The 19,230-nt window shown below is 37.6% G+C and carries 18 protein-coding genes and 1 tRNA gene; 8 read left to right on the top strand and 11 right to left on the bottom strand.

Annotated elements, in window-relative coordinates:
- Nucleotides 1-999: 999 nt before the first annotated feature.
- Nucleotides 1,000-1,073: transfer RNA gene (locus BIZ36_RS11685), tRNA-Met, on the bottom strand.
- 201 nt (nucleotides 1,074-1,274) lie between these two features.
- Between BIZ36_RS11685 and BIZ36_RS11690 the strand changes: the two genes are divergently transcribed.
- On the top strand, nucleotides 1,275-1,658 hold the full coding sequence (locus BIZ36_RS11690; protein WP_187458093.1) for an START-like domain-containing protein: 384 nt from the start codon (nucleotides 1,275-1,277) through the stop codon (nucleotides 1,656-1,658).
- 57 nt (nucleotides 1,659-1,715) lie between these two features.
- Nucleotides 1,716-2,558 carry an aminotransferase class IV gene (locus BIZ36_RS11695; RefSeq protein WP_187458094.1) on the top strand — a complete coding sequence of 281 codons (843 nt, stop codon included), beginning with the start codon at nucleotides 1,716-1,718 and terminating at the stop codon, nucleotides 2,556-2,558.
- Between the two features lie 4 nt (nucleotides 2,559-2,562).
- Here BIZ36_RS11695 and BIZ36_RS11700 read toward each other — a convergent pair whose 3' ends face one another.
- The 5 genes from BIZ36_RS11700 to BIZ36_RS11720 all read right to left on the bottom strand — a co-directional run bounded on the left by BIZ36_RS11700 (nucleotide 2,563) and on the right by BIZ36_RS11720 (nucleotide 7,119).
- Nucleotides 2,563-3,123, bottom strand: coding sequence for a YqgE/AlgH family protein (locus BIZ36_RS11700; RefSeq protein ID WP_187458095.1), 561 nt, complete (start codon nucleotides 3,121-3,123; stop codon nucleotides 2,563-2,565).
- A gap of 119 nt (nucleotides 3,124-3,242) precedes the next feature.
- Entirely contained in the window at nucleotides 3,243-3,515 is a 273-nt protein-coding gene (locus tag BIZ36_RS11705; RefSeq protein WP_072994911.1) for an HU family DNA-binding protein, read from the bottom strand.
- Nucleotides 3,516-3,692: 177 nt separating this feature from the next.
- A complete protein-coding gene (fmt, locus tag BIZ36_RS11710) occupies nucleotides 3,693-4,640 on the bottom strand; it encodes a methionyl-tRNA formyltransferase (protein ID WP_187458096.1) in 948 nt (315 codons plus the stop codon).
- 20 nt (nucleotides 4,641-4,660) lie between these two features.
- On the bottom strand, nucleotides 4,661-6,556 hold the full coding sequence (locus BIZ36_RS11715; protein WP_187458097.1) for a RecQ family ATP-dependent DNA helicase: 1,896 nt from the start codon (nucleotides 6,554-6,556) through the stop codon (nucleotides 4,661-4,663).
- A complete protein-coding gene (locus BIZ36_RS11720) occupies nucleotides 6,556-7,119 on the bottom strand; it encodes an AAA family ATPase (protein ID WP_187458098.1) in 564 nt (187 codons plus the stop codon). Before BIZ36_RS11720 ends, BIZ36_RS11715 begins: the two co-directional genes overlap by 1 nt.
- Nucleotides 7,120-7,206: 87 nt before the next feature.
- On the opposite strand from BIZ36_RS11720, the gene BIZ36_RS11725 reads away from it, so the two are divergent.
- The 3 genes from BIZ36_RS11725 (at nucleotide 7,207) to murA (ending at nucleotide 9,546) form a co-directional block, all read left to right on the top strand.
- A complete protein-coding gene (locus tag BIZ36_RS11725) occupies nucleotides 7,207-7,494 on the top strand; it encodes a DUF493 family protein (RefSeq protein ID WP_187458099.1) in 288 nt (95 codons plus the stop codon).
- Between the two features lie 81 nt (nucleotides 7,495-7,575).
- Nucleotides 7,576-8,223: a DUF4290 domain-containing protein gene (locus tag BIZ36_RS11730; protein ID WP_187458100.1), complete on the top strand. Its 648-nt coding sequence runs from the start codon at nucleotides 7,576-7,578 to the stop codon at nucleotides 8,221-8,223.
- Between the two features lie 15 nt (nucleotides 8,224-8,238).
- Nucleotides 8,239-9,546, top strand: a complete 1,308-nt coding sequence (murA, locus tag BIZ36_RS11735) for a UDP-N-acetylglucosamine 1-carboxyvinyltransferase (protein ID WP_187458101.1) — start codon at nucleotides 8,239-8,241, stop codon at nucleotides 9,544-9,546.
- Nucleotides 9,547-9,548: 2 nt separating this feature from the next.
- Here the strand turns inward: murA and BIZ36_RS11740 are convergent, their stop codons facing one another.
- Nucleotides 9,549-9,962 (bottom strand): hypothetical protein, encoded by a 414-nt coding sequence (locus tag BIZ36_RS11740; protein WP_187458102.1) that lies wholly within the window; start codon nucleotides 9,960-9,962, stop codon nucleotides 9,549-9,551.
- Between the two features lie 298 nt (nucleotides 9,963-10,260).
- Here BIZ36_RS11740 and BIZ36_RS11745 point away from each other — a divergent pair, with 298 nt between their 5' ends.
- Nucleotides 10,261-11,310, top strand: coding sequence for a DUF6340 family protein (locus BIZ36_RS11745; protein WP_187458103.1), 1,050 nt, complete (start codon nucleotides 10,261-10,263; stop codon nucleotides 11,308-11,310).
- Between the two features lie 2 nt (nucleotides 11,311-11,312).
- On the opposite strand, the gene BIZ36_RS11750 is transcribed toward BIZ36_RS11745, so the two are convergent.
- Genes BIZ36_RS11750 through BIZ36_RS11760 form a run of 3 tightly spaced genes read right to left on the bottom strand, consistent with a single transcriptional unit; the run spans nucleotide 11,313 to nucleotide 13,847 of the window.
- On the bottom strand, nucleotides 11,313-12,623 hold the full coding sequence (locus BIZ36_RS11750; protein WP_187458104.1) for a cryptochrome/photolyase family protein: 1,311 nt from the start codon (nucleotides 12,621-12,623) through the stop codon (nucleotides 11,313-11,315).
- A 21-nt stretch (nucleotides 12,624-12,644) separates the two neighbouring features.
- Nucleotides 12,645-13,337 (bottom strand): SDR family NAD(P)-dependent oxidoreductase, encoded by a 693-nt coding sequence (locus BIZ36_RS11755; protein WP_187458105.1) that lies wholly within the window; start codon nucleotides 13,335-13,337, stop codon nucleotides 12,645-12,647.
- 12 nt (nucleotides 13,338-13,349) lie between these two features.
- Nucleotides 13,350-13,847 carry an SRPBCC family protein gene (locus tag BIZ36_RS11760; RefSeq protein ID WP_187458106.1) on the bottom strand — a complete coding sequence of 166 codons (498 nt, stop codon included), beginning with the start codon at nucleotides 13,845-13,847 and terminating at the stop codon, nucleotides 13,350-13,352.
- A gap of 124 nt (nucleotides 13,848-13,971) precedes the next feature.
- Here BIZ36_RS11760 and BIZ36_RS11765 point away from each other — a divergent pair, with 124 nt between their 5' ends.
- On the top strand, nucleotides 13,972-15,144 hold the full coding sequence (locus BIZ36_RS11765; protein WP_187458107.1) for a T9SS type A sorting domain-containing protein: 1,173 nt from the start codon (nucleotides 13,972-13,974) through the stop codon (nucleotides 15,142-15,144).
- Between the two features lie 79 nt (nucleotides 15,145-15,223).
- Nucleotides 15,224-16,072 carry a DUF2911 domain-containing protein gene (locus BIZ36_RS11770; protein WP_187458108.1) on the top strand — a complete coding sequence of 283 codons (849 nt, stop codon included), beginning with the start codon at nucleotides 15,224-15,226 and terminating at the stop codon, nucleotides 16,070-16,072.
- Between the two features lie 45 nt (nucleotides 16,073-16,117).
- Here the strand turns inward: BIZ36_RS11770 and BIZ36_RS11775 are convergent, their stop codons facing one another.
- A complete protein-coding gene (locus BIZ36_RS11775) occupies nucleotides 16,118-19,225 on the bottom strand; it encodes a DUF5107 domain-containing protein (RefSeq protein ID WP_187458109.1) in 3,108 nt (1,035 codons plus the stop codon).
- Nucleotides 19,226-19,230: the final 5 nt, after the last annotated feature.

Consider the following 19,230-nt stretch of genomic DNA (forward strand, 5'->3'; position numbering starts at 1 on the left):
CTAGGCAAGCGTCCGCACAATAATTGCAATGGTTGATACAACTTCCCAATGCATGTATCAATTTTTCATTTCTCATACTACTTTATTTAAGTTAAAAATCCGTTAGAATGTATAAAATTGAACTTGGCCTGTATGTTCTCAAAAACATTATTTTTGAACCAATAGCACAATCGTCCACATAAAGGAAATGTCATATTAGAATTACAGTGTTGTAAAAATTGATGGCCAAAAGAGTGGTGTAATTTAATAAGAGGATTGCTAAGACAACTTATACAGCCTATTAATTATCTGGTACGATTTCTATATCTGTAATTTCAAAAAAAAGCGCATATATTGAGCATCCCCATCTTCCGGCAGACTTTTTCGAAATGGGTTCCCGTCTATACCCATTTGATTGCAAATACAATCTGCGACTCCGAATATTTTGATCGTCTAATAAGCAAAAAGTTGTATAAAGTTAAGCATTTATTCGCCCGGTATTCTCCAGTAGTATACTGTCCAGTTGACGGGAGGAAATCACCAGCTTGAAAGAAGGCGATAAGGATGAACGATATTAGGAACAAGCTTATTATCCTTTTAGATAGGGAATCAAAATATGCCAGTTACAAGTTTACCTAATATCCAAAAAGAATATAATGGTACAGTGGTACATTTAATGAGCAGTAAAGTGAATTGCTGGGACAATGCCGTAGCAGAATCTTTCTTCAAAAGCTTGAAGGTTGAATGGGTGTAAAATCGAAACTATAGCTTTAGGTCCCAAGCGAAATTATCGAAATTTAGGTGGATGGAGACTTGGTACAACTGAAAAAAGGATATACTCTCATTGCATTATAAAACCATAGAGAAATTTGAAAACGAGAAGTATAACCGAAAATTAACCGCATGACTTTTATCTAAATGTCTACCTTTTTGGTGAAAGTCCACTACAGGATGTTGTACCTATGTTGTACCCAACAAAAAGACCCAAGAGTAAATCTCGGGTCTTTCTTTAAATACTAGTAGCGAGAGAGGGACTTGAACCCTCGGCCTCCGGGTTATGAATCCGACGCTCTAACCAGCTGAGCTACCTCGCCATAACTAATAAAATAAAGCTTAAAAAACTCACTATTCCTGAGAAACAAATAGAATTTTATCGCTCTATCATTTTCTAAAACGGCTGCAAATATAATGGTAATATTCGGGTTCTTCAACATTCAATGCATAAAAAATATTCTTAGAGTTTTATTTTTTTATCATAAGGAAATATATATATTGCCCATACTTAAAAATAAAGAATGGAGGATAAGTTAAAATTTGAACTTGAATTTGTAATACAGGCTTCCCCACAATTACTGTATCAATATATATCAACGCCCTCAGGTTTGTCTGAGTGGTTCGCGGACAATGTAAATTCTAGAGGAGAGATTTTCAATTTTATTTGGGATGGTGCCGAAGAAGAAGCCAAATTACTTAAACGTAAAAGTGAGGAATTTGTAAAGTTTACCTGGGTAGACAACGAAGATGATTCCTTTTTTGAAATGAAAATAATAGTGGACGAGATTACCAAAGATGTTTCACTTTTTATTACAGATTTTGCAGAAGAAGATGAGGTAGAGGAAGCTAAAATGTTGTGGAGAAATCAAGTAGGTGACCTTAAACAGGTATTAGGGTCTAAGTAGGCTCCTTTACTACATTAACCTTATATTTGGGCCTTAAATTTTTTTAAGGCTTTTTTTATGGTCAATTTTAACGGAAGATTACTGCAGGGAGAACTTTTTTTGAATCATGAAAACAGAGGCCTTCGCTATGGAGATTCCCTTTTTGAAAGTTTTAGGTGCATAAACGGTAAACTTATTTTTTGGGAAGACCACTATCTAAGACTCATGGCTTCCATGCGAATTCTACGTATGGAAATTCCTATGGATTTTACCATGGAGTTTTTGGAAGAAAAGGTTCTTGAAACCATCAAGGGGAAGGATTTAAAGAACGTGCCTGCCCGTGTGCGGTTTACGGTCTACAGAAATAACGGTGGACTCTACCTTCCAACAACCAATGATATTTCATACATCATAGAAGCAAAGGCTTGGAATCAACCCTTTTTTGTATTAAATGAGGAAGCCTATGAGGTGGAATTGTACAAAGACTTTTATGTGAATCCAGATATGCTTTCCAATTTAAAAACCAATAACAAGGTTCTTCATGTGGTTGGAAGCATTTATGCAGAGGAGAACGGATATGACAACTGTCTATTGGTCAATAATCAAAAGCAGGTAGTAGAAGCTTTAAATGGTAATCTATTCGTTGTAAAAGGGAATGAAATAAAGACACCACCTCTAGAAAACGGATGCTTAAACGGAATTTTGAGAAAAAAGTTGATAGAAATATTGAAAAAGGATGTCGATATCAACTTGGTAGAAGAGGCCGTGTCACCTTTTGAACTGCAAAAGGCAGATGAATTGTGGATTACCAATAGTATAATAGGGATTCAACCGGTGACCAAATACAGAAAAAAAACCTATGAAAATAAAGTGGCGAAAAGCCTTTTAGGAAAATTAAATGCCTTGGCCCGTCTAAGTTAGGATATTAATTTAGACTTGGGTTTTCCGGGGAGTTGGACCACAGCAGATAATTTCCTCCCAGCTCTAGCATTTTTTCTTTCCAAAAAGCATCCGCAGCCTTATTGATAATATCGCTTTCATAGTCGTTCTGGACCACAATCCATGATTTGGAAGTGAGCTCTCTATCTAATTGAAGAGAAGACCAACCAGAATATCCTAGAAAAAACCGAATGTCATTTTCTGAAATGACCTGTTTGTTGATCAAATCGATGATTTTTTCAAAATCACCTCCCCAATAGATTCCATCGGAAATTTCAATACTATTTTCAATTAAATGGGGCACCCTATGTATAAAATAGAGGTTGTCTTGCTCTACGGGACCGCCATTATAGACTTGAAAAGGAATGGAAATCTCATTTATCAAATCATTGATAAAATACTCCAAAGGTTTGTTTAGAATGAAGCCAACGGAGCCTTCTTCATTATGTTCAGCCAATAAAACAACAGACCGGTTAAAGGAGACATCACCTGTAAGGGCCGGTTCTGCAATAAGTAGCTTGCCTTTATGTGGTTTAAATTCGGTCATAAGCTGGCATTCTAGGTCATATATTATCTAAAATAAGATATTTCTTATAAAAATCCACATATGGGCATAAAAAAAGCGCTTCAATCGAAGCGCTTTTATATTATAACTTGTAAGACTAATTAGTTTACAGAGTTTGCCAAGTCAGATCCAGCTTTGAACTTAACAACATTCTTAGCCGCGATTTTAATAGTTTTACCTGTAGATGGGTTTCTACCTTCTCTAGCGTTTCTTTTAGAAACTGACCAAGAACCGAATCCTACCAATGATACACGATCACCTTTTTTAAGAGAACCCTCAACGTTACCCAAGAAAGATTCCAATGCTTTTTTAGCTGCCGCTTTTGTGATGCCGGCATCTGCTGCCATAGCATCAATCAATTCTGTTTTGTTCATAATGTAATTAAATTAATTGTTGTTATAATAATTTAAATCGTCTAACAAATTTATACGGATTTGCCTGCAACGCAAGTAAAATGGGGGTAAATCGGGGTTTTTGTTGATAACTCAGGGGGTTTGTTAATAAAGTAGGGCTTTTTTTACCTTCTCTCGCAGGCCAATAACCACGGGGCTTTACAACATTCGTGCATTTTTCTCCAATTGAAGGCCGTTTAGGATGTCTTTGGTACTCATTCTTCTTTTGCCAGGTAATTGCATCTCCAATATATTAAGAAAACCATCTTTTACAGCCACCTTTATTTCCTTTTTTGAGCTCACAATAGTCCCCACATCTAGTTGATGATCTTCTTTTTCACGTTCGGAAACATAGATTTTTACAATTAAATCTTCCGCTCCATTCGTCATTTTTGTCCAAGCAGCAGGGTAGGGGCTCAAACCCCTAATATGGTTATGAATATCTTCAAGGGAATTGTTCCAATCAATTTTACAAGTGTCCTTATGAATTTTAAATGCCTCTTTAAACTTTGTTTTTTGCGGTTGTTGAGTGGTGATAATGGGGCCCTTTTCTATTTCTTTTACTGTCTTAAGTACAAGGTCGGCTCCAAGGTTCATCAATTTGTCATGTAAAACACCGGCGTTGTCATTGGGTTCGATGGCGGTCTTTTCTTGAAGGATTATTTCACCGGTGTCTATCTTTTCATCAATAAAGAATGTAGTTACGCCTGTTTCCGTTTCCCCATTCATTATAGCCCAGTTTATAGGAGCTGCACCTCTATAGTCCGGCAATAGGGATGCATGTAGGTTGAAAGTGCCAAACTCAGGCATGGACCATACAGCTTTTGGTAGCATTCTAAAGGCTACCACTATTTGTAGGTTTGCATTGAGACTTTTTAACTCGGTTAAAAAATCTTCATTTTTAAGATTGGTTGGTTGCAGCACTTGTAACCCAGCTTCCAACGCATATTTTTTAACATCGCTCATCTGTACTTTTCTGCCTCTGCCTGCTGGTCTGTCCGGTGCTGTTATAACACCCACAACATTATACTTGGCTTTAACCAAAGTTTTGAGTGTGGTTGCAGCAAATTCTGGAGTGCCCATAAAAACTATTCGTACGTCTTTCATACTCTTAATTTTGGCTACGCTTACCGTAGCTCATATTCATTTTTTGTGTTGATTTTTATTTTTTCCTGCTCGAGAAGGCTCCTTAAAGCTTTTAGTAAAATAGGTTCTTCTATGTTTAAGTGTTCACTCAGAATACGTGAACTCTTAGCACCGGCATCTAGCAAGTGTGTAATAGATTCTTGGACCTTTATAATTGAAACGTTGCTCCCATACTTTTCTAGGCAAACATCACATCTTTTACAATCATCCGATAGTCTTTCTCCAAAATAGGTCAGTAATTGTTTACTACGGCATATGCTGGTCGTATGAACGTATTTCATCATTGCTCTTAGCTTTTCAGCTTTTTTATGATTGAGTTCTTTTACCTTATACGCAAAAACATTGATGGTGCGGTCATCTTCCCTTGGTACCAAAAATGTAAGGTCTAAATCATTGTGCTTACTTACGTAAGCAATGATTTCATCCCTTTCCAGTTGCTCTAAAATAGAAAGAATCTGTGCTTCTGGAAGTCCGGTTTTCTGGGCAACTAGATGGGTGTTAATCTTTGTTTCAAAATCAAATATACCTCCGTAAGTCCTAAGAATTGTTTTAACGGCTAATTCAGCTCTCGGATAGACCTCTAAATAATCGAATATTTTCTCTTTGCGCGCTATAAATTGTACGCTAGTAAGTTTCGAAAATGATTCCGATAAGGAAATGACCGAATACTGATCCAATACTTTTAGTGAGTTATAGGCCAAATACGGATTTAGTTTATAAATGGACACAAACTCATTAAAGTTAAATTGAAAACTTTCATTATGTCCTTCCCCAAAGGAAATCTGAAAATAATTATTGAGTTTGTTATACAATTTTTTTAAGAATGAGGTATCTGGTAGTGAACCTAAAAACTGCTTCTTCAATAAACTTTCATCCTCTTCATTTGTAAGTAGAATTGCTTGGGCAGATCGGCCGTTTCTACCGGCCCTACCTGCTTCTTGAAAATAATTTTCAAGACTATCCGGAATTTGATAATGCACTACTAGGCCAACATCTGGTTTATCTACCCCCATACCAAAGGCGTTAGTGGCTACCATAATCAAAACATCATTATTGAGCCATTGTTGAAGTTTGTCCTGTTTATCCTTTTTGGTCAATCCCCCATGAAAAAAAGTGGCGCTTATTTGATTGGAATTCAAATAATGTGCAAGTTTTACCGTCATCTTCCTGGAGCTGGTATACACAATGCCACTGCTCTTGTTGCGACCGCAAAGTTGTTTTAGTTGGTAAAGTTTATCTTCCGTAATTTTTACTTTAAATGCAATGTTCTCCCTTAAAAAGGAATCCTTTACATTTAAAGGCTCTTTTAAGTTTAGATGGGTAATTATGTCTTTGGCAACCTCCCTAGTGGCCGTCGCCGTCAAGGCCATTATAGGTGTTGTTGGAAGAAGGACCCTTAATTGTCCACAATCCAAATAAGCCGGTCTAAAATCATGTCCCCATTGAGATATGCAATGCGCTTCATCAATGGCAATGAGATTCACGTTCATCTGTTGGATGCGCTCTATTACCAAATCTTGTTGCAATCTTTCCGGAGATAGGTAAAGAAACTTATAGCCGCCATAGAGGCAGTTGTCCAATTGTTGTACAAGTTCTTCAAAAGATATTCCCCCTGTTAGGGCAATAGCTTTAATTCCACGGTTTTTTAAATTGGTAACTTGGTCATGTATCAAGGCTACCAAAGGGGAGACAACAATACAAATTCCTTCTTGGGACATGGCAGGAACTTGAAAACAAATAGATTTTCCTCCTCCGGTAGGAAGGAGGGCCAAGACATCCTCACCGTTAAGGGCGGCCTGAATTATCTTTTTCTGGGAGCCTCTAAAACCTGAAAAGCCCCAATACCGTTGTAATGTATCTCTGGGGTCTGTTATCATCAAATCAAGTTAAGGTGGTCTAGGATAAAATCTGTGCGCTTTTCTACAGAATCCTTGGGAATCAAAGTAACATCATATCCAAATTTTATATAAGTACTCTGCAGGCTTTCAAATATCCTTAAGGACTCCTCATAGGTCTCAAACCGTTCATTGTCAACGGCGTAAATTTCTTCCCACGGGGGCATAATTAAAATGTGATCATACCTATAATCATAATTGGGTTGGGCAAAATCCTGATCATAACTTTGATCGAAACAATGCATGTAGGCGTGAACATCTGGTATGCCCCTATCAAAAAAAACTACATTCGTATTTTTTTTGAGTGCATTTTGGTATTGGCCCACGCGCCCATCTAACAAGGCCTTATTAAATTTTTCCGGGTCTTTGACAGAGACTATAGGGTTGGTTATAAATTCATCTTCATTGCCCTCTTTTTTTTCTGCCGATGTCATACTTCGTATCAACTCATGAACGCAGAAATAACCTTTTTTTTCCAAAAGGTCTATGACGGAAGTCTTTCCGGTGCTAGGGCCGCCTGTAATTACTACTTTTAATGGATTCAATAGAAAAGCGTTAGTACCGCAAAAGTAATCAATCCCCAACTATTTTAAAATGCTAGGGGGAAGGACTACCTTTGTAAAAACATTTGTATGGACCAGAATAAATCTGAAGAGTTTTACGCTAGGTTATTAGACCAATTAAAGGAAAGTACCACATGGCCCTCTAATTACCTTTATAAATTCATTGTGCTGAGCGATCCGGAGAAAATTGACCAAATCCAAAAAATTTTTGATAATACGGGAGCTGTTATCGAATCTAAAAAATCTAAAAAGGGGAAGTATACGAGCGTTTCCGTAACTGTGAATCTCAAAAGTCCGGAGGAGGTAATCGCAAAATATAAGGAAGTAGGCCAAGTAGAGGGTGTTATTTCGCTGTAAATAGCTTTTGACCTATAATTTTCTTAATTTGCAGGCGTTATTAGTTTACTTCCACTTATTTTTAAGCAAAATAGTTTTAGTTTGAATCCACCAGTAGAGACCCTAGAATATAATACGGAGCGTTCAAAGCTCATAATACCGGAATACGGTCGTCATTTTCAAAAAATGGTAGACTATGCCGTATCTATAGAAGACGAAGAGGAGCGCAATAGAATTGCACAGGCAATTATTAGCGTTATGGGCAATATCCAACCCCATTTGCGCGATGTGCCCGATTTTCAGCATAAACTTTGGGACCAGCTTTTTATTATGTCCGATTTTAAACTGGATGTAAAATCTCCCTTTCCCATTACCAGTCAGGAAACATTACAAAAACGTCCTGATCCTTTGGAGTATCCTCAAAATCATCCAAAGTACCGGTTTTACGGTAATAATATCAAAAGGATGATCGATGTGGCCGTAAAATGGGAAAAAGGGGATATGAGAGATGGCTTGGAATATACCATTGCCAATCATATGAAAAAATGCTATCTCAACTGGAACAAGGATACAGTGGATGATAAGGCAATTTTTGATCACCTATATGAATTGAGCGATGGACAAATAGACCTTTCTGGGGAGAACCTTACGGATAGCGGGCAATTTTTGAAAAATAAAGTGTCCAAATCCAATCGTAGTTCCAGTAAAAAAAATTCAAGAAACAATAATCGCGGTAAAAAGCGATACTAATATCCAACATCTTACATGGGCACCTTTAAAATTGAAGGCGGCCACCGGTTATCTGGTGAAATTACGCCGCAAGGGGCTAAAAATGAGGCTCTGCAAATACTTTGTGCTGTACTTTTAACAGCAGAAGAAGTTACCATCCATAACATACCCAACATTGTAGACGTTAACAAGCTCATTTCTATATTAGAGGATTTGGGCGTAAAAATCCAGAAGAAAAGCAAAGGTTCCTACACCTTTAAAGCGGATGATGTTAATCTAGATTATTTACAATCCGAACAATTTAAACAAGATGGGCGCGGACTTCGTGGATCCATTATGTTGGTTGGACCGTTATTGGCAAGGTTCGGTAAGGGTTACATTCCCAAACCCGGTGGCGATAAGATCGGTCGCAGAAGATTGGATACCCACTTTGAAGGTTTTATCAATCTAGGGGCCAAATTCAGATACAATAAGGAGGAGTATTTTTACGGGGTAGAGGCCGATAAACTTCAGGGAACCTATATGCTTTTAGACGAGGCATCCGTAACTGGTACAGCCAATATTCTTATGGCAGCTGTTTTGGCAGAAGGAAAGACAACAATTTACAATGCCGCTTGTGAGCCTTACTTACAGCAACTTTGCAAAATGTTGAACCGTATGGGCGCCAAGATTTCAGGAGTTGGTTCAAACTTATTGGAGATTGAAGGAGTAAAAGAACTGGGAGGTACGGATCACACCATGCTTCCGGATATGATTGAAATTGGTAGCTGGATAGGTTTGGCTGCCATGACCCGAAGCGAGTTGACTATCAAAAATGTAAGTTGGGACGACTTAGGACAAATTCCTACCGTATTTAGAAAACTGGGTATTCAACTTGAGCGAAAAGGAGATGATATTTACATTCCTGAACATAAGGACGGGTATGAAATACAGAATTATATAGATGGTTCCATTTTGACCATTGCAGATGCTCCTTGGCCTGGTTTAACTCCAGATTTATTAAGTATCATATTGGTTGTGGCCACTCAGGCAAAAGGGGAAGTGCTAATTCATCAGAAAATGTTTGAAAGCCGTCTTTTCTTTGTGGATAAGTTATTGGATATGGGTGCTAAAATCATCCTTTGTGATCCGCATAGGGCTACCGTCATTGGTCACAATTTCAAATCCACCTTGAAGGCTACAACCATGACATCGCCCGATATTAGGGCAGGGGTTTCATTGCTTATTGCCGCATTATCTGCGAAAGGTACTTCAACCATTCACAATATAGAGCAAATAGATAGAGGGTATGAAGACATAGACACCCGTTTACAGGCCATTGGCGCCAAAATTACCAGGGTTTAAGTTTACCAAGGAAACCACAGAAGGTTCCATATGAATACAAGGGTCCACACCACGGTGCGGACCCAATTTTTTTGTATTAGCCTTTGAATGAGTTTAGGGGTATAATTGTCTTCTGAAATTCTTTTATGTGCGGGAGCAAAAAAACTAAAAGTAAATGCCCATACGAAAAGGATCAACAATAGGTTAACCAAAGAATACCAAGAAAATCCTTTTGTAATTTCAACAAGTATTAAACCTAATTGTCCGAACATTAGGGGAATGACCACTAATGCAATTCGATGCACATAAATGGGATGCCATTGATTCAAATCCGGCTTAGCGTAATTTTTAAAACTTGGATAAATGATAAGTTGCACCATCCATATAAGAACCACCAACCCAAAGTCAAAAAGCAGTTGACAAATCTTTAAGGTCATCACAGTTTAATTTAAAAGGTCAAGTGTTTAATGAATTGGTTCAGCTTGTAGAATAATAGATTTGTTGGAGGACTATGTCTAAAAGGAAACAAGTTTAATTTCCAAACTAAAATAGTAGATTTTGAATTCAAAAGATTTTTTTCGCTAATAGGAACAGCAGTTCAAATTAAGAAAGAAAGTATTAGAATCCAATCATGTACATAGGGCATTAGGTCTGTTTAGGCAATATATTTAGGTGGTTAACAGTTATTAAGTAAGTCTTTGTTTCAAAACAAGACCTAAACCAAACTTAACCGATATGAGCGCTTTCCGTATTTTACTCACGACTGCTTTTCTGACCATGATTTTTACCAGCTGTAGTTCTACCAGTACGCTGACCATGGGGGTTTTAGAACCTGCACGAATTAACGTACCCAATGATGTTGTTAAAGTGGGTCTAATCAACAGGAGTTTACCTTCTGAGAGTAACAAGACCGTTGATAAAATTGATAAAATCCTCTCTCTGGAAGGACTCAACCTTGACAAAGAGGGAGCGGAGGCAGCAGTTTCAGGGTTGTATGATGAACTAACGGCCATTAATAGATTCGAATCCGTTAAGGTTTTAAATGATATTGAGGTTCAAAAGAAAGGATTAGGGGTTTTTCCTGCAGCGTTAAGTTGGCAAGATGTTGAGAAGATTTGCGAAGAAAATGGGGTGGATGCGCTTTTATCCCTGGAAATGTACGATACCGATACTAAGGTGAATTTTGAAACCAAAATGATAAACATTCCCAATAATCTGGGAATAAAGGCGAATGTACCCGGACACAAGGTGACCTTGTTTACTACGATAAAAAACGGATGGCGTGTTTACAATCCCAACCACAAAATTGTCTTGGATGAAATTGTCGAAAATCACCAAGTGGTCAGTCATGGCGAGGGAATCAATCCCATGAAGGCCGTGGAAGCTATAATAGGAAGAAAGGAAGCAGTATTACAGACAAGTACAAATTTAGGTAGCGCGTACGCCTCAGATTTAAGGCCTTTGAGCAGAAGGGTGACCAGGGAGTATTTTGTTAAGGGAACCGATAATTTTAAAATCGCCCAAAGAAGAGCACAAACTGGCGATTGGGATGGTGCAGCAGACTTATGGGAGCGTGAAGTTCAAAATCCTGATATGAAAATAGCTGGGCGGGCTTGTTACAATATGGCCATTATCAACGAAATTAATGGAGACCTGAACAAGGCCATGGAGTGGGCCTCAAGGTCGTATGCTGATTATGAAATTAGCAACGCTCTTAGGTATGTGAATATCTTAAAACATCGAATGTCAGAGCAGCGAATACTCGACAAGCAATTGGCAAGATAAATTTAGCTCACGGCTTCCTTATAGACTTTCAAGCAGCGTTCCCGAGCCTCTTTATGATCGACCATTTTATCGGGATAAGAATCCGAATCATGCTCTGGAACCCACTCTGAAATATATTTTTTATCCTTATCAAATTTATCGACCTGGGTCATAGGATTAAAAATTCTGAAATAAGGGGCAGCATCCACACCGCTACCCGCGGCCCATTGCCAATTACCTACGTTACTGCTCATTTCATAATCCAGTAATTTTTCAGCAAAATAAGCTTCGCCCCAGCGCCAGTCAATAAGCAAATGTTTACATAGAAAACTGGCGACCAACATACGAACGCGATTATGCATGTATCCGGTTTCATTAAGTTCGCGCATTCCGGCATCCACCAATTTAAATCCCGTTTCACCCTTTTTCCATTTTTCAAATTCCTCTTCATTGTTCCTCCAATCTATTCGGTCGTACTTTTTCTTAAAAGCCTCGTTGACCGTTTTCGGATAATGGTAAAGGATTTGCATAAAAAATTCCCTCCAAATAAGTTCGCTCCAAAAAACTTCGTTCTTTTCGGCAATAGCTTTTTTGACCATTTTACGAACGGAAACGGTACCAAAGCGCAAATGAGGACCTAAACGTGAAGTACCTTGGTCTTTGGCAGGAAAGTTTCTTGTTTTCTCGTAATTCTGGATGAGGGTAGGGGTCACCGTAAAATCGGGAACTTTAACGGATGAGGTTTTAAAACCGATATCGCTTAAAGATAAGTTGGGTAGTCGGCTATTTTTAACAAGGTTATCTAAATATTGACTTGTGTAATGAATGTTCAAGTGTTCATCAGCTTTAAAATGCTCCTTCCACTTATTTTTATAAGGAGTGTAAACTATATAGGGGTCACCATCATCTTTTACCACCTCGTCTTTTTCAAAGATAACTTGGTCTTTAAAGGTTTTAAACTCAATATCGCTATCATTCAGTAGCTTCTTGATTTCATCATCCCGTTCACTCGCATAAGGTTCATAATCGTGGTTGGTATACACGCAATCAATTTGGTAGTCAGAAACGAGTTCTTTGAAAATTTGCTTTGGAGTACCATGATACATTGCGATTGAACTTCCGTATGCTTCTTGAAGTTCTTTCCTCATATTCTGAAGCGTTTCATGAATAAACGTTACCCGAGCATCGTCTTCTGGTAATTTGTCCAGTATTTCAGAATCGAAAATAAAAATAGGCATTACTGGATAATCTCCTTTTAATGCCGCCAAAAAGCCTACGTTATCATCTAAGCGTAAATCCCTTCGAAACCAAAAAACTGAAATCTTATCAGACATAAAATTTAATATTTCCTTTCTTTAATTAATATTCAATGTAGATAGGCCACCATCTAAATGTAAAACCTGTCCCGTTATCCAACTGCTATCATCCAGTAAAAGGAATTTAGCCATTTTTGCTATTTCATCTGGGTTGCCTACCTTTTTCAGTGGATGCCGCTCCGCCATTTGCTCTTGTTTTTTCTCGTTGCTCAATAGTTTACTTGCCAATGGGGTATCTACCAATGAAGGAGCGATTACGTTTACCCTTAGTTTTGGAGCATATTCCGCCGCCAATGATTTTGCAAAGCCTTCTATTGCTCCTTTTGCGGCAGCAATACTCGTGTGGTATGGCATACCCGTTCCTACAGCGACGGTACTAAAGAAAACTAGGGAACTGTTCTGGGTAAATAGGGCCATAAGTTCTTTAAGAACTTTTACAAGACCAATAAAATTTAAGTTTAACTCTTCCTCAAATGCGTTGACTCCTAACATTTTAAAAGGTTTTAGATTTATACTACCAGGACAGTAGACAAATCCGTTAATTTCATTTGGTAAGGACGTAGTATCCAAGGTGTCTTTGGTAACGTCAAAAGGAATGTGGGTTACATTTAATGATTCCAGCTTATCAATAGTACGCGAAGCGACATAAACGTTGTGATGTTCCGAAAGTATTTTTGCCAATGAAAATCCAATTCCATGAGAACCTCCTATCAATACAATATTTTTTTTCATGTGTTTATTGATTTAAATCGCTTTCATGTAAAATTCTCGATTACCGTTGGGCATAGTACCAAAAAGCTCAATAAGTTTTTGTTCTCTAAAGGAAAATATTTGTCTCAATTGCTTCTTGACCAATAAAGGATGGGCTAACTGCCCTAAAATGCCCATTGGAAGCTTATAATCAATAATATCCTCCATTTCAACTCCCCCTTCTATCTCTTTTATGAAGTGCTTATGGTGCCATAATGCATAGGGGCCAAAACGTTGTTCATCTACGAAATATTCACCCTCCTTGACATGGGTAATTTCTGTTACCCAACGTGTATTGACCACAGGAAAAGGTGAAACTTTGTACTGAATAATTTGACCCGGGAACATAGGCCTGTCTGCTCCAGATAGTATGTGAAATCCCATATGATCAGGGGTAATTACCTTTAAATTTTTGGGGTCTGATAGAAATTCCCATGCTTGATCTTTTGAAATAGGTAGGTCTTGTTTAGAATATAGTTGATATAGTTTCATTACTACTTTTGTTCAAAGATATATTCATTTTGTTTAATAATAAATTAAAATAGTTAAACAACTAGTTTTTTCATGGATTGAGTTCTATTTCTGTCGAATTTGTACATTCATCACCCGAAATGCTATGAAACACTTTTTCCACTTTTTTATAGTACCATTGGTACATTTTGCATCCTACGCTCAAGTGAATATAGAGGTTATAGGAGACCTCCCTGAGGAGATATGGGAAACATCTGGGCTTGTTTATGATTTCGGTAGGTTAGTAACGCACAATGATTCCAGCAACGAACCTATATTATATGAATTGGATACGGTAAACTTGACTGTAAAAAGACGAGTGGAAATTACCAATGCAGAAAATGTTGATTGGGAAGACGTAGCTCAAGATGACGATTACTTTTACATAGGTGATATTGGTAATAATAGAGGGGTACGAAGAGATTTAAGTATTCTAAAAATTTTAAAGAAGGATTTTTTTTCGTTGGATAAAATAGAGGCTGAAAGGATACAATTTACGTATGAGGACCAATTGGATTTTGAAGATAGCGGAAACTCTGACTGGGATGCAGAAGCCTTGTTTGTTTACCAAAATGAAATTATTATCCTCACTAAACAATGGAAGACAAATGGAACTGTAGCCTATTCGTTGCCTAAAACTAGCGGGACCCATACAGCCCAAAAACTGGATGGTTATCAAATAAACGGATTGGTTACCGGGGCCACTCTTCAAAATGAAATTTTAATTTTAGTAGGATACTCCAATTTGTTAAATCCATTTATTGCCAAAATTACTGGACTTGAAAAAGGAAGCATTTTTGGAGGTCAAATAGAACAGGAACGGTTGCAAATTGGAATATCTCAAGTAGAAGCTGTCACTTTTGCTCGGGAAACTGAATTATTCATTAGTAGTGAGAATTATGAGAATAGTAATTTATCGCTCAACTTCAAATCTCGGCTATATAAGGTAAGGTTTGTTGACAATAGTTCAGATGATTCTCCGGATGTTGAAAACCCTCCTCAGGAAACTCCCAAGGATTCTACAAATATTCCATTGCAGGAGCACATTAGAATAAAGAATAGTCCAACGGACTCTGTTCTTACCATTGAGTCGGACATTGAGTTTGGAACAATAGAGTACCTACATATTTTTGATGTTACAGGCAGAAGTATAAAAGAAATTCTTTTACCGGATGCCAACCCTTACTACGTAGACGTTTCTGATTTTCCAGTTGGGGTATACTTTATGACGATTAAAGGCGGTAAGAAGTTGATTTCCAAATCATTTGTGGTTGATTGAGCACCTTTAATTTAAGTATTTATTAACAAACTCAATTTTAGTTTATAACTAGTTTTGAGAAACTATAAAATCAATTCAAATGAAAAAATTATTCCTTTTAACCTTTGCTTTTTTACTTTCAATGGTAGCGGAAGCGCAAATAGCCACACCTGCCCCAAGTCCTTTCTCCAAATTGGAGCAAAAAGTAGGTTTAACAGATGTTACAGTTGAGTATTCAAGACCTTCTATGCGTGGTAGAAAAATCTTTGGTGAATTAGAATCTTATGGGGAAATATGGCGCACAGGTGCGAATGCCAGAACCAAGATAACATTTAGTGATGACATTAAGGTTGCGGGGCAAACCTTAGCCGCAGGTTCCTATGCCTTATATACCAAACCCGGTCAACAGTCTTGGGAAATTTATTTCTACACCGAAGCCGATGGCGGAGGATACCCACAGGAATGGGATGATTCCAAAGTAGCGGCTAAAACAACCGTAGATGCTTACCAATTACCTGTAGATATTGAAACTTTTACCATCACTTTAGATGATTTAACGAATAGTTCTGCCTTATTGGGATTAATGTGGGAGCGTACTTATGTAGGTATACCCTTGGAGTTTCCAACAGACGAAAAGGTATCTAAAAGCATAGAAAGTGTTATGTCCGGAAGCCCTACCGCCAATGACTATTTTGGTGCGGCAGTTTATTATTCTTCAGAAGACAAGGACATAGCCCAAGCCGATAAATGGATGGACAAGGCCATGGAAATGACTGATGAGCCTGCCTTTTGGCAATTACGCCAGCAATCCTTGATCAAAGCAAAGGCCGGAGATAAAAAAGCAGCAATTAAAGCCGCGAAAGCGTCTTTGGCAAAAGCGAAGGAAGCGGGTAATGATGATTATATCAAAATGAATACCGATTCTCTAAAAGAATGGGGAGCTAAGTAACTTAAATACTTGAAAAATAAAAATGCCCCATAATAGGGGCATTTTTTATTGTTCAAAAGCGTATTTGATTACATCTAAAATATCGGATGGGATATTATCAGGACTAACAATCGCATTAGGATTACCAAATATTTCTAACCCTACCCTGGTTTGAACTTGTTTTTCTGAATAATTGGCTATTATATTTTTAAATTCTTCTAACTGTTGATGTTCATTTAACTCTTTAAAAGCCAATAGACCAAATATGTGATTAATGGTGTTTCGGTCAGCATGTCCTACCGAGTAGGTTGAAATGGAATTATAAAGTTCCTTTGCCTGAACGGAATCACCTGTTTTCTGATAAGCTTTCGCTAATAAAAAATTTTGAGCTCTTTCATCTGGTTGGAATGGTTTACCCACTCCGATGTTTTCAGGCCACTCTTTCGCTTTTCTCAATATGCCGATAGCTTCATTAATTTTTTTCTTTTCTAACAGGTTCACGGCCAAGGATAAATGGGCACGCTCATAAATCGTTCTGCTTTCGCTAGCATGTTCATATGGTAATACCTTTATTACATTCAGTAACTTAAGCACTTCATTATACTTTTCCTTTACCAATAAGCTTTTTGCATAAGCCAAGCCAATGTTGTAATTATTTTTAAAGCTTTTATAGGCTTTTTTTGAAAGGGAATAGGCTTGATCGTACGATTTGTTGTTCAAGCAAAAAAAGATGTACTCTTCCCAAATTTTCCAGTCGGACTTATTTAAGCTTAAGGCTTTTTCAAAATCTTGATTGATTAAATCTACATTTCTTTCAGAAAGCATTTTAGCTCTAAATCGGTAAAAAACATCAGAAGTTGGTAGCATTTTTAGATTTTCAAGTATGCTATCAGCTTCCTTTTGTCTTCCTACCGCGTATAGGTTTTGTGTTAGGTAATATTGGTATTTCCAATGGTCATTCTCGGTAGTTGCCCAATTTAATACGTCAAGTGTTTCTGGACGAAAGGGGTGTACGAAGTCAACAGGTTCTTTACTGATTTCATCCAAAGTGTTAGATGATTTTTCTAGTTCCTTATCGGCGTTGATAAAGGCAAGCCATAATTTGTTTTTTACGGCTACAGAACTGTAGCTTAAAAGCTTGGTAGCTTCCTTGGTCAATCCAACACCTAGGTAATCTAGTGCGAGGCCAAGTATAATATCATCCCCTAATTCCGCATCGAAATTAAGTTCTAGACTAGAATCTTTTTGAAAATGGCTTTCGGCTTGTACAAAAGGATCCAGAGGAAACAATTCTTTATATTTTGAAAGCTTATCTTGATATGTTTCTGAATCCTCACTTAATCGAGACACCATTATCTGCACTTTTCTTGCATTCAGATTATAGGTGTTAAAATCCAATGCCTTTTTGGAATACAATGCTGCTTTTTTTAAGTTTTGATTTAATAGGTATAGTTCTGCCATTTGGGCAAAAGCAACGGACCTAAATTTCATATCCCGCGCCGCCCAACCGAAAGATTCTAGGGCGTTTACTAAATTGTTCTTCTTCCTGTAAGCAAGACCAGCTAGGTAATTCGCCTTTGTATGATAGGTGTCAAGTGACAAGACCTTGTTTAAAAGTTTCAATGATTTATCGTAGTTGGCCTTTCTTATTTCAATATCGGCGAGATTTGTCAAAGCTCTCATATGAGAAGGATTCATTGCCAAGACTTCATTAAATTTTTGTTCGGCCAGAGCAAAATCCCGAAATTCAAGGGCTTCTTCTCCTTCAAACAGCACTAGGTCGTTTCCGGTAAGAACAACATCTTCTTTAGGAGCAAAAGGTCTTTTTAGCTCTAATTTTTTAGAATCTAAACTGTAATTGAGGTCAGCTCCTTCAACAATTATTTCAATCTCATCGTTTTCATCCAAATCAAGGGGTTTTTGGTAAATTTCCATAGGCTTTAATACCAACATCTCACTATAAAGCTGAGTTCCGTTTTTAAAAACTTTTAGCTTATGATTCAATGGTTGAAGGGCATTAAGTCCTATTACTATTTGTCCGTTTTCTTTGGTTACATTTAAAACACCATAGGGTGAGGCATCTACCATACCTTTAATTTTTTTAAACGGAAACCAAATTTCACTCCAGCTATCCATTGAATAGGGATCAAAGCCAACTTGACTTATGGGATTGGTCTCGCCAGGCGAATATTGATTGAACAACCTGCCTGCTTGAAATTCAATGTATTGGCCTTTCTTGTCAGTTAAAAGGTCTTCCCAAATGCCCCCGGATCTTGAAAGCGCCCATAACCATAATTTTTGTCCTGGCATTTCTTCATAGGGTGCCCATTGTCCAAAGCCAAAATCCGTATCGTGATAATATCCGCCGAAAAAATTTTGATAGGTCCCAACAATATGATAGGATTTAGAAGATCCAAAATTATTGTTTTTGTAAAAAGACAAATCTCTTCCTTTGTCGTCAATCGGCCATGAATGTGCTTTTCCTCCGTGCTCTAAATGGGCGGTACCGGGAATAAAAAATTGAAGGTCATCGGAAGCTTTTGCTGCGCCCGTCATCCAATTATAGTAAGATTGGGATAAAGGGGAAGCATTGTACCAGTTTACATTGGTCTCAAAATAAGCTTTGTCTTCTTCCAATCGTATTTCAACTTGCCAAATTGTATTGGAAGGTAAATCTGTCGTACCTACAAAACAACTTACACTACCGTCGTCATTTCTTCTGGTGAGATAATTGACAGGGGTTGCCGTACCGGGATGATGACCAATAATTCCAAAGTTAAATTCAATTCCACCAGAGGTCCAAGGGCCTCGCATAGCTATATTTCGGAACTTCACCACGTCATTTTGATAAAGAAATTCTTCTCCAGTACTTTTTTCAATGGCTCCCCAGACTTTACCACCAATTTCAGGTAGTACCAACACTTTTATATAATCGTTTTCTAAGGTAACAACCTTCCAGTCTTTCTTTGATGATTGATGCTCGTATTCTTCAAATTTAAAGTAGGGATATATCTTGGGGTTCTCACTTAAAATTGGTACCGGATTAGGTTTACCGTAATCATAGGTTTCCAATGGGATGGTTTCTTCCCTAATGGTAACATTTTGAGCTCCGGTTTTTAAGAATAATAAATTTAGGCCTAGAAAAAATAATAGTTGTTTGGTGGTAAGATGCATAATTA

This window comes from Cytophaga sp. FL35 (assembly GCF_014349235.1).
In the GTDB taxonomy this organism is placed as follows: domain Bacteria; phylum Bacteroidota; class Bacteroidia; order Flavobacteriales; family Flavobacteriaceae; genus Euzebyella.

Bases quoted from the DNA above. Each gene is read 5' to 3' on its own strand.
- BIZ36_RS11705 (WP_072994911.1), bottom strand. From the start codon at position 3,515: ATGAACAAAACAGAATTGATTGATGCTATGGCAGCAGATGCCGGCATC.
- BIZ36_RS11725 (WP_187458099.1), top strand. From the start codon at position 7,207: ATGGACCAGAATAAATCTGAAGAGTTTTACGCTAGGTTATTAGACCAA.
- murA (WP_187458101.1), top strand. From the start codon at position 8,239: ATGGGCACCTTTAAAATTGAAGGCGGCCACCGGTTATCTGGTGAAATT.
- fmt (WP_187458096.1), bottom strand. From the start codon at position 4,640: ATGAAAGACGTACGAATAGTTTTTATGGGCACTCCAGAATTTGCTGCA.
- BIZ36_RS11755 (WP_187458105.1), bottom strand. From the start codon at position 13,337: ATGAAAAAAAATATTGTATTGATAGGAGGTTCTCATGGAATTGGATTT.
- BIZ36_RS11765 (WP_187458107.1), top strand. From the start codon at position 13,972: ATGAAACACTTTTTCCACTTTTTTATAGTACCATTGGTACATTTTGCA.
- BIZ36_RS11695 (WP_187458094.1), top strand. From the start codon at position 1,716: ATGGTCAATTTTAACGGAAGATTACTGCAGGGAGAACTTTTTTTGAAT.
- BIZ36_RS11775 (WP_187458109.1), bottom strand. From the start codon at position 19,225: ATGCATCTTACCACCAAACAACTATTATTTTTTCTAGGCCTAAATTTA.
- BIZ36_RS11750 (WP_187458104.1), bottom strand. From the start codon at position 12,623: ATGTCTGATAAGATTTCAGTTTTTTGGTTTCGAAGGGATTTACGCTTA.
- BIZ36_RS11715 (WP_187458097.1), bottom strand. From the start codon at position 6,556: ATGATAACAGACCCCAGAGATACATTACAACGGTATTGGGGCTTTTCA.
- BIZ36_RS11745 (WP_187458103.1), top strand. From the start codon at position 10,261: ATGAGCGCTTTCCGTATTTTACTCACGACTGCTTTTCTGACCATGATT.
- BIZ36_RS11690 (WP_187458093.1), top strand. From the start codon at position 1,275: ATGGAGGATAAGTTAAAATTTGAACTTGAATTTGTAATACAGGCTTCC.
- BIZ36_RS11740 (WP_187458102.1), bottom strand. From the start codon at position 9,962: ATGACCTTAAAGATTTGTCAACTGCTTTTTGACTTTGGGTTGGTGGTT.
- BIZ36_RS11770 (WP_187458108.1), top strand. From the start codon at position 15,224: ATGAAAAAATTATTCCTTTTAACCTTTGCTTTTTTACTTTCAATGGTA.
- BIZ36_RS11760 (WP_187458106.1), bottom strand. From the start codon at position 13,847: ATGAAACTATATCAACTATATTCTAAACAAGACCTACCTATTTCAAAA.
- BIZ36_RS11700 (WP_187458095.1), bottom strand. From the start codon at position 3,123: ATGACCGAATTTAAACCACATAAAGGCAAGCTACTTATTGCAGAACCG.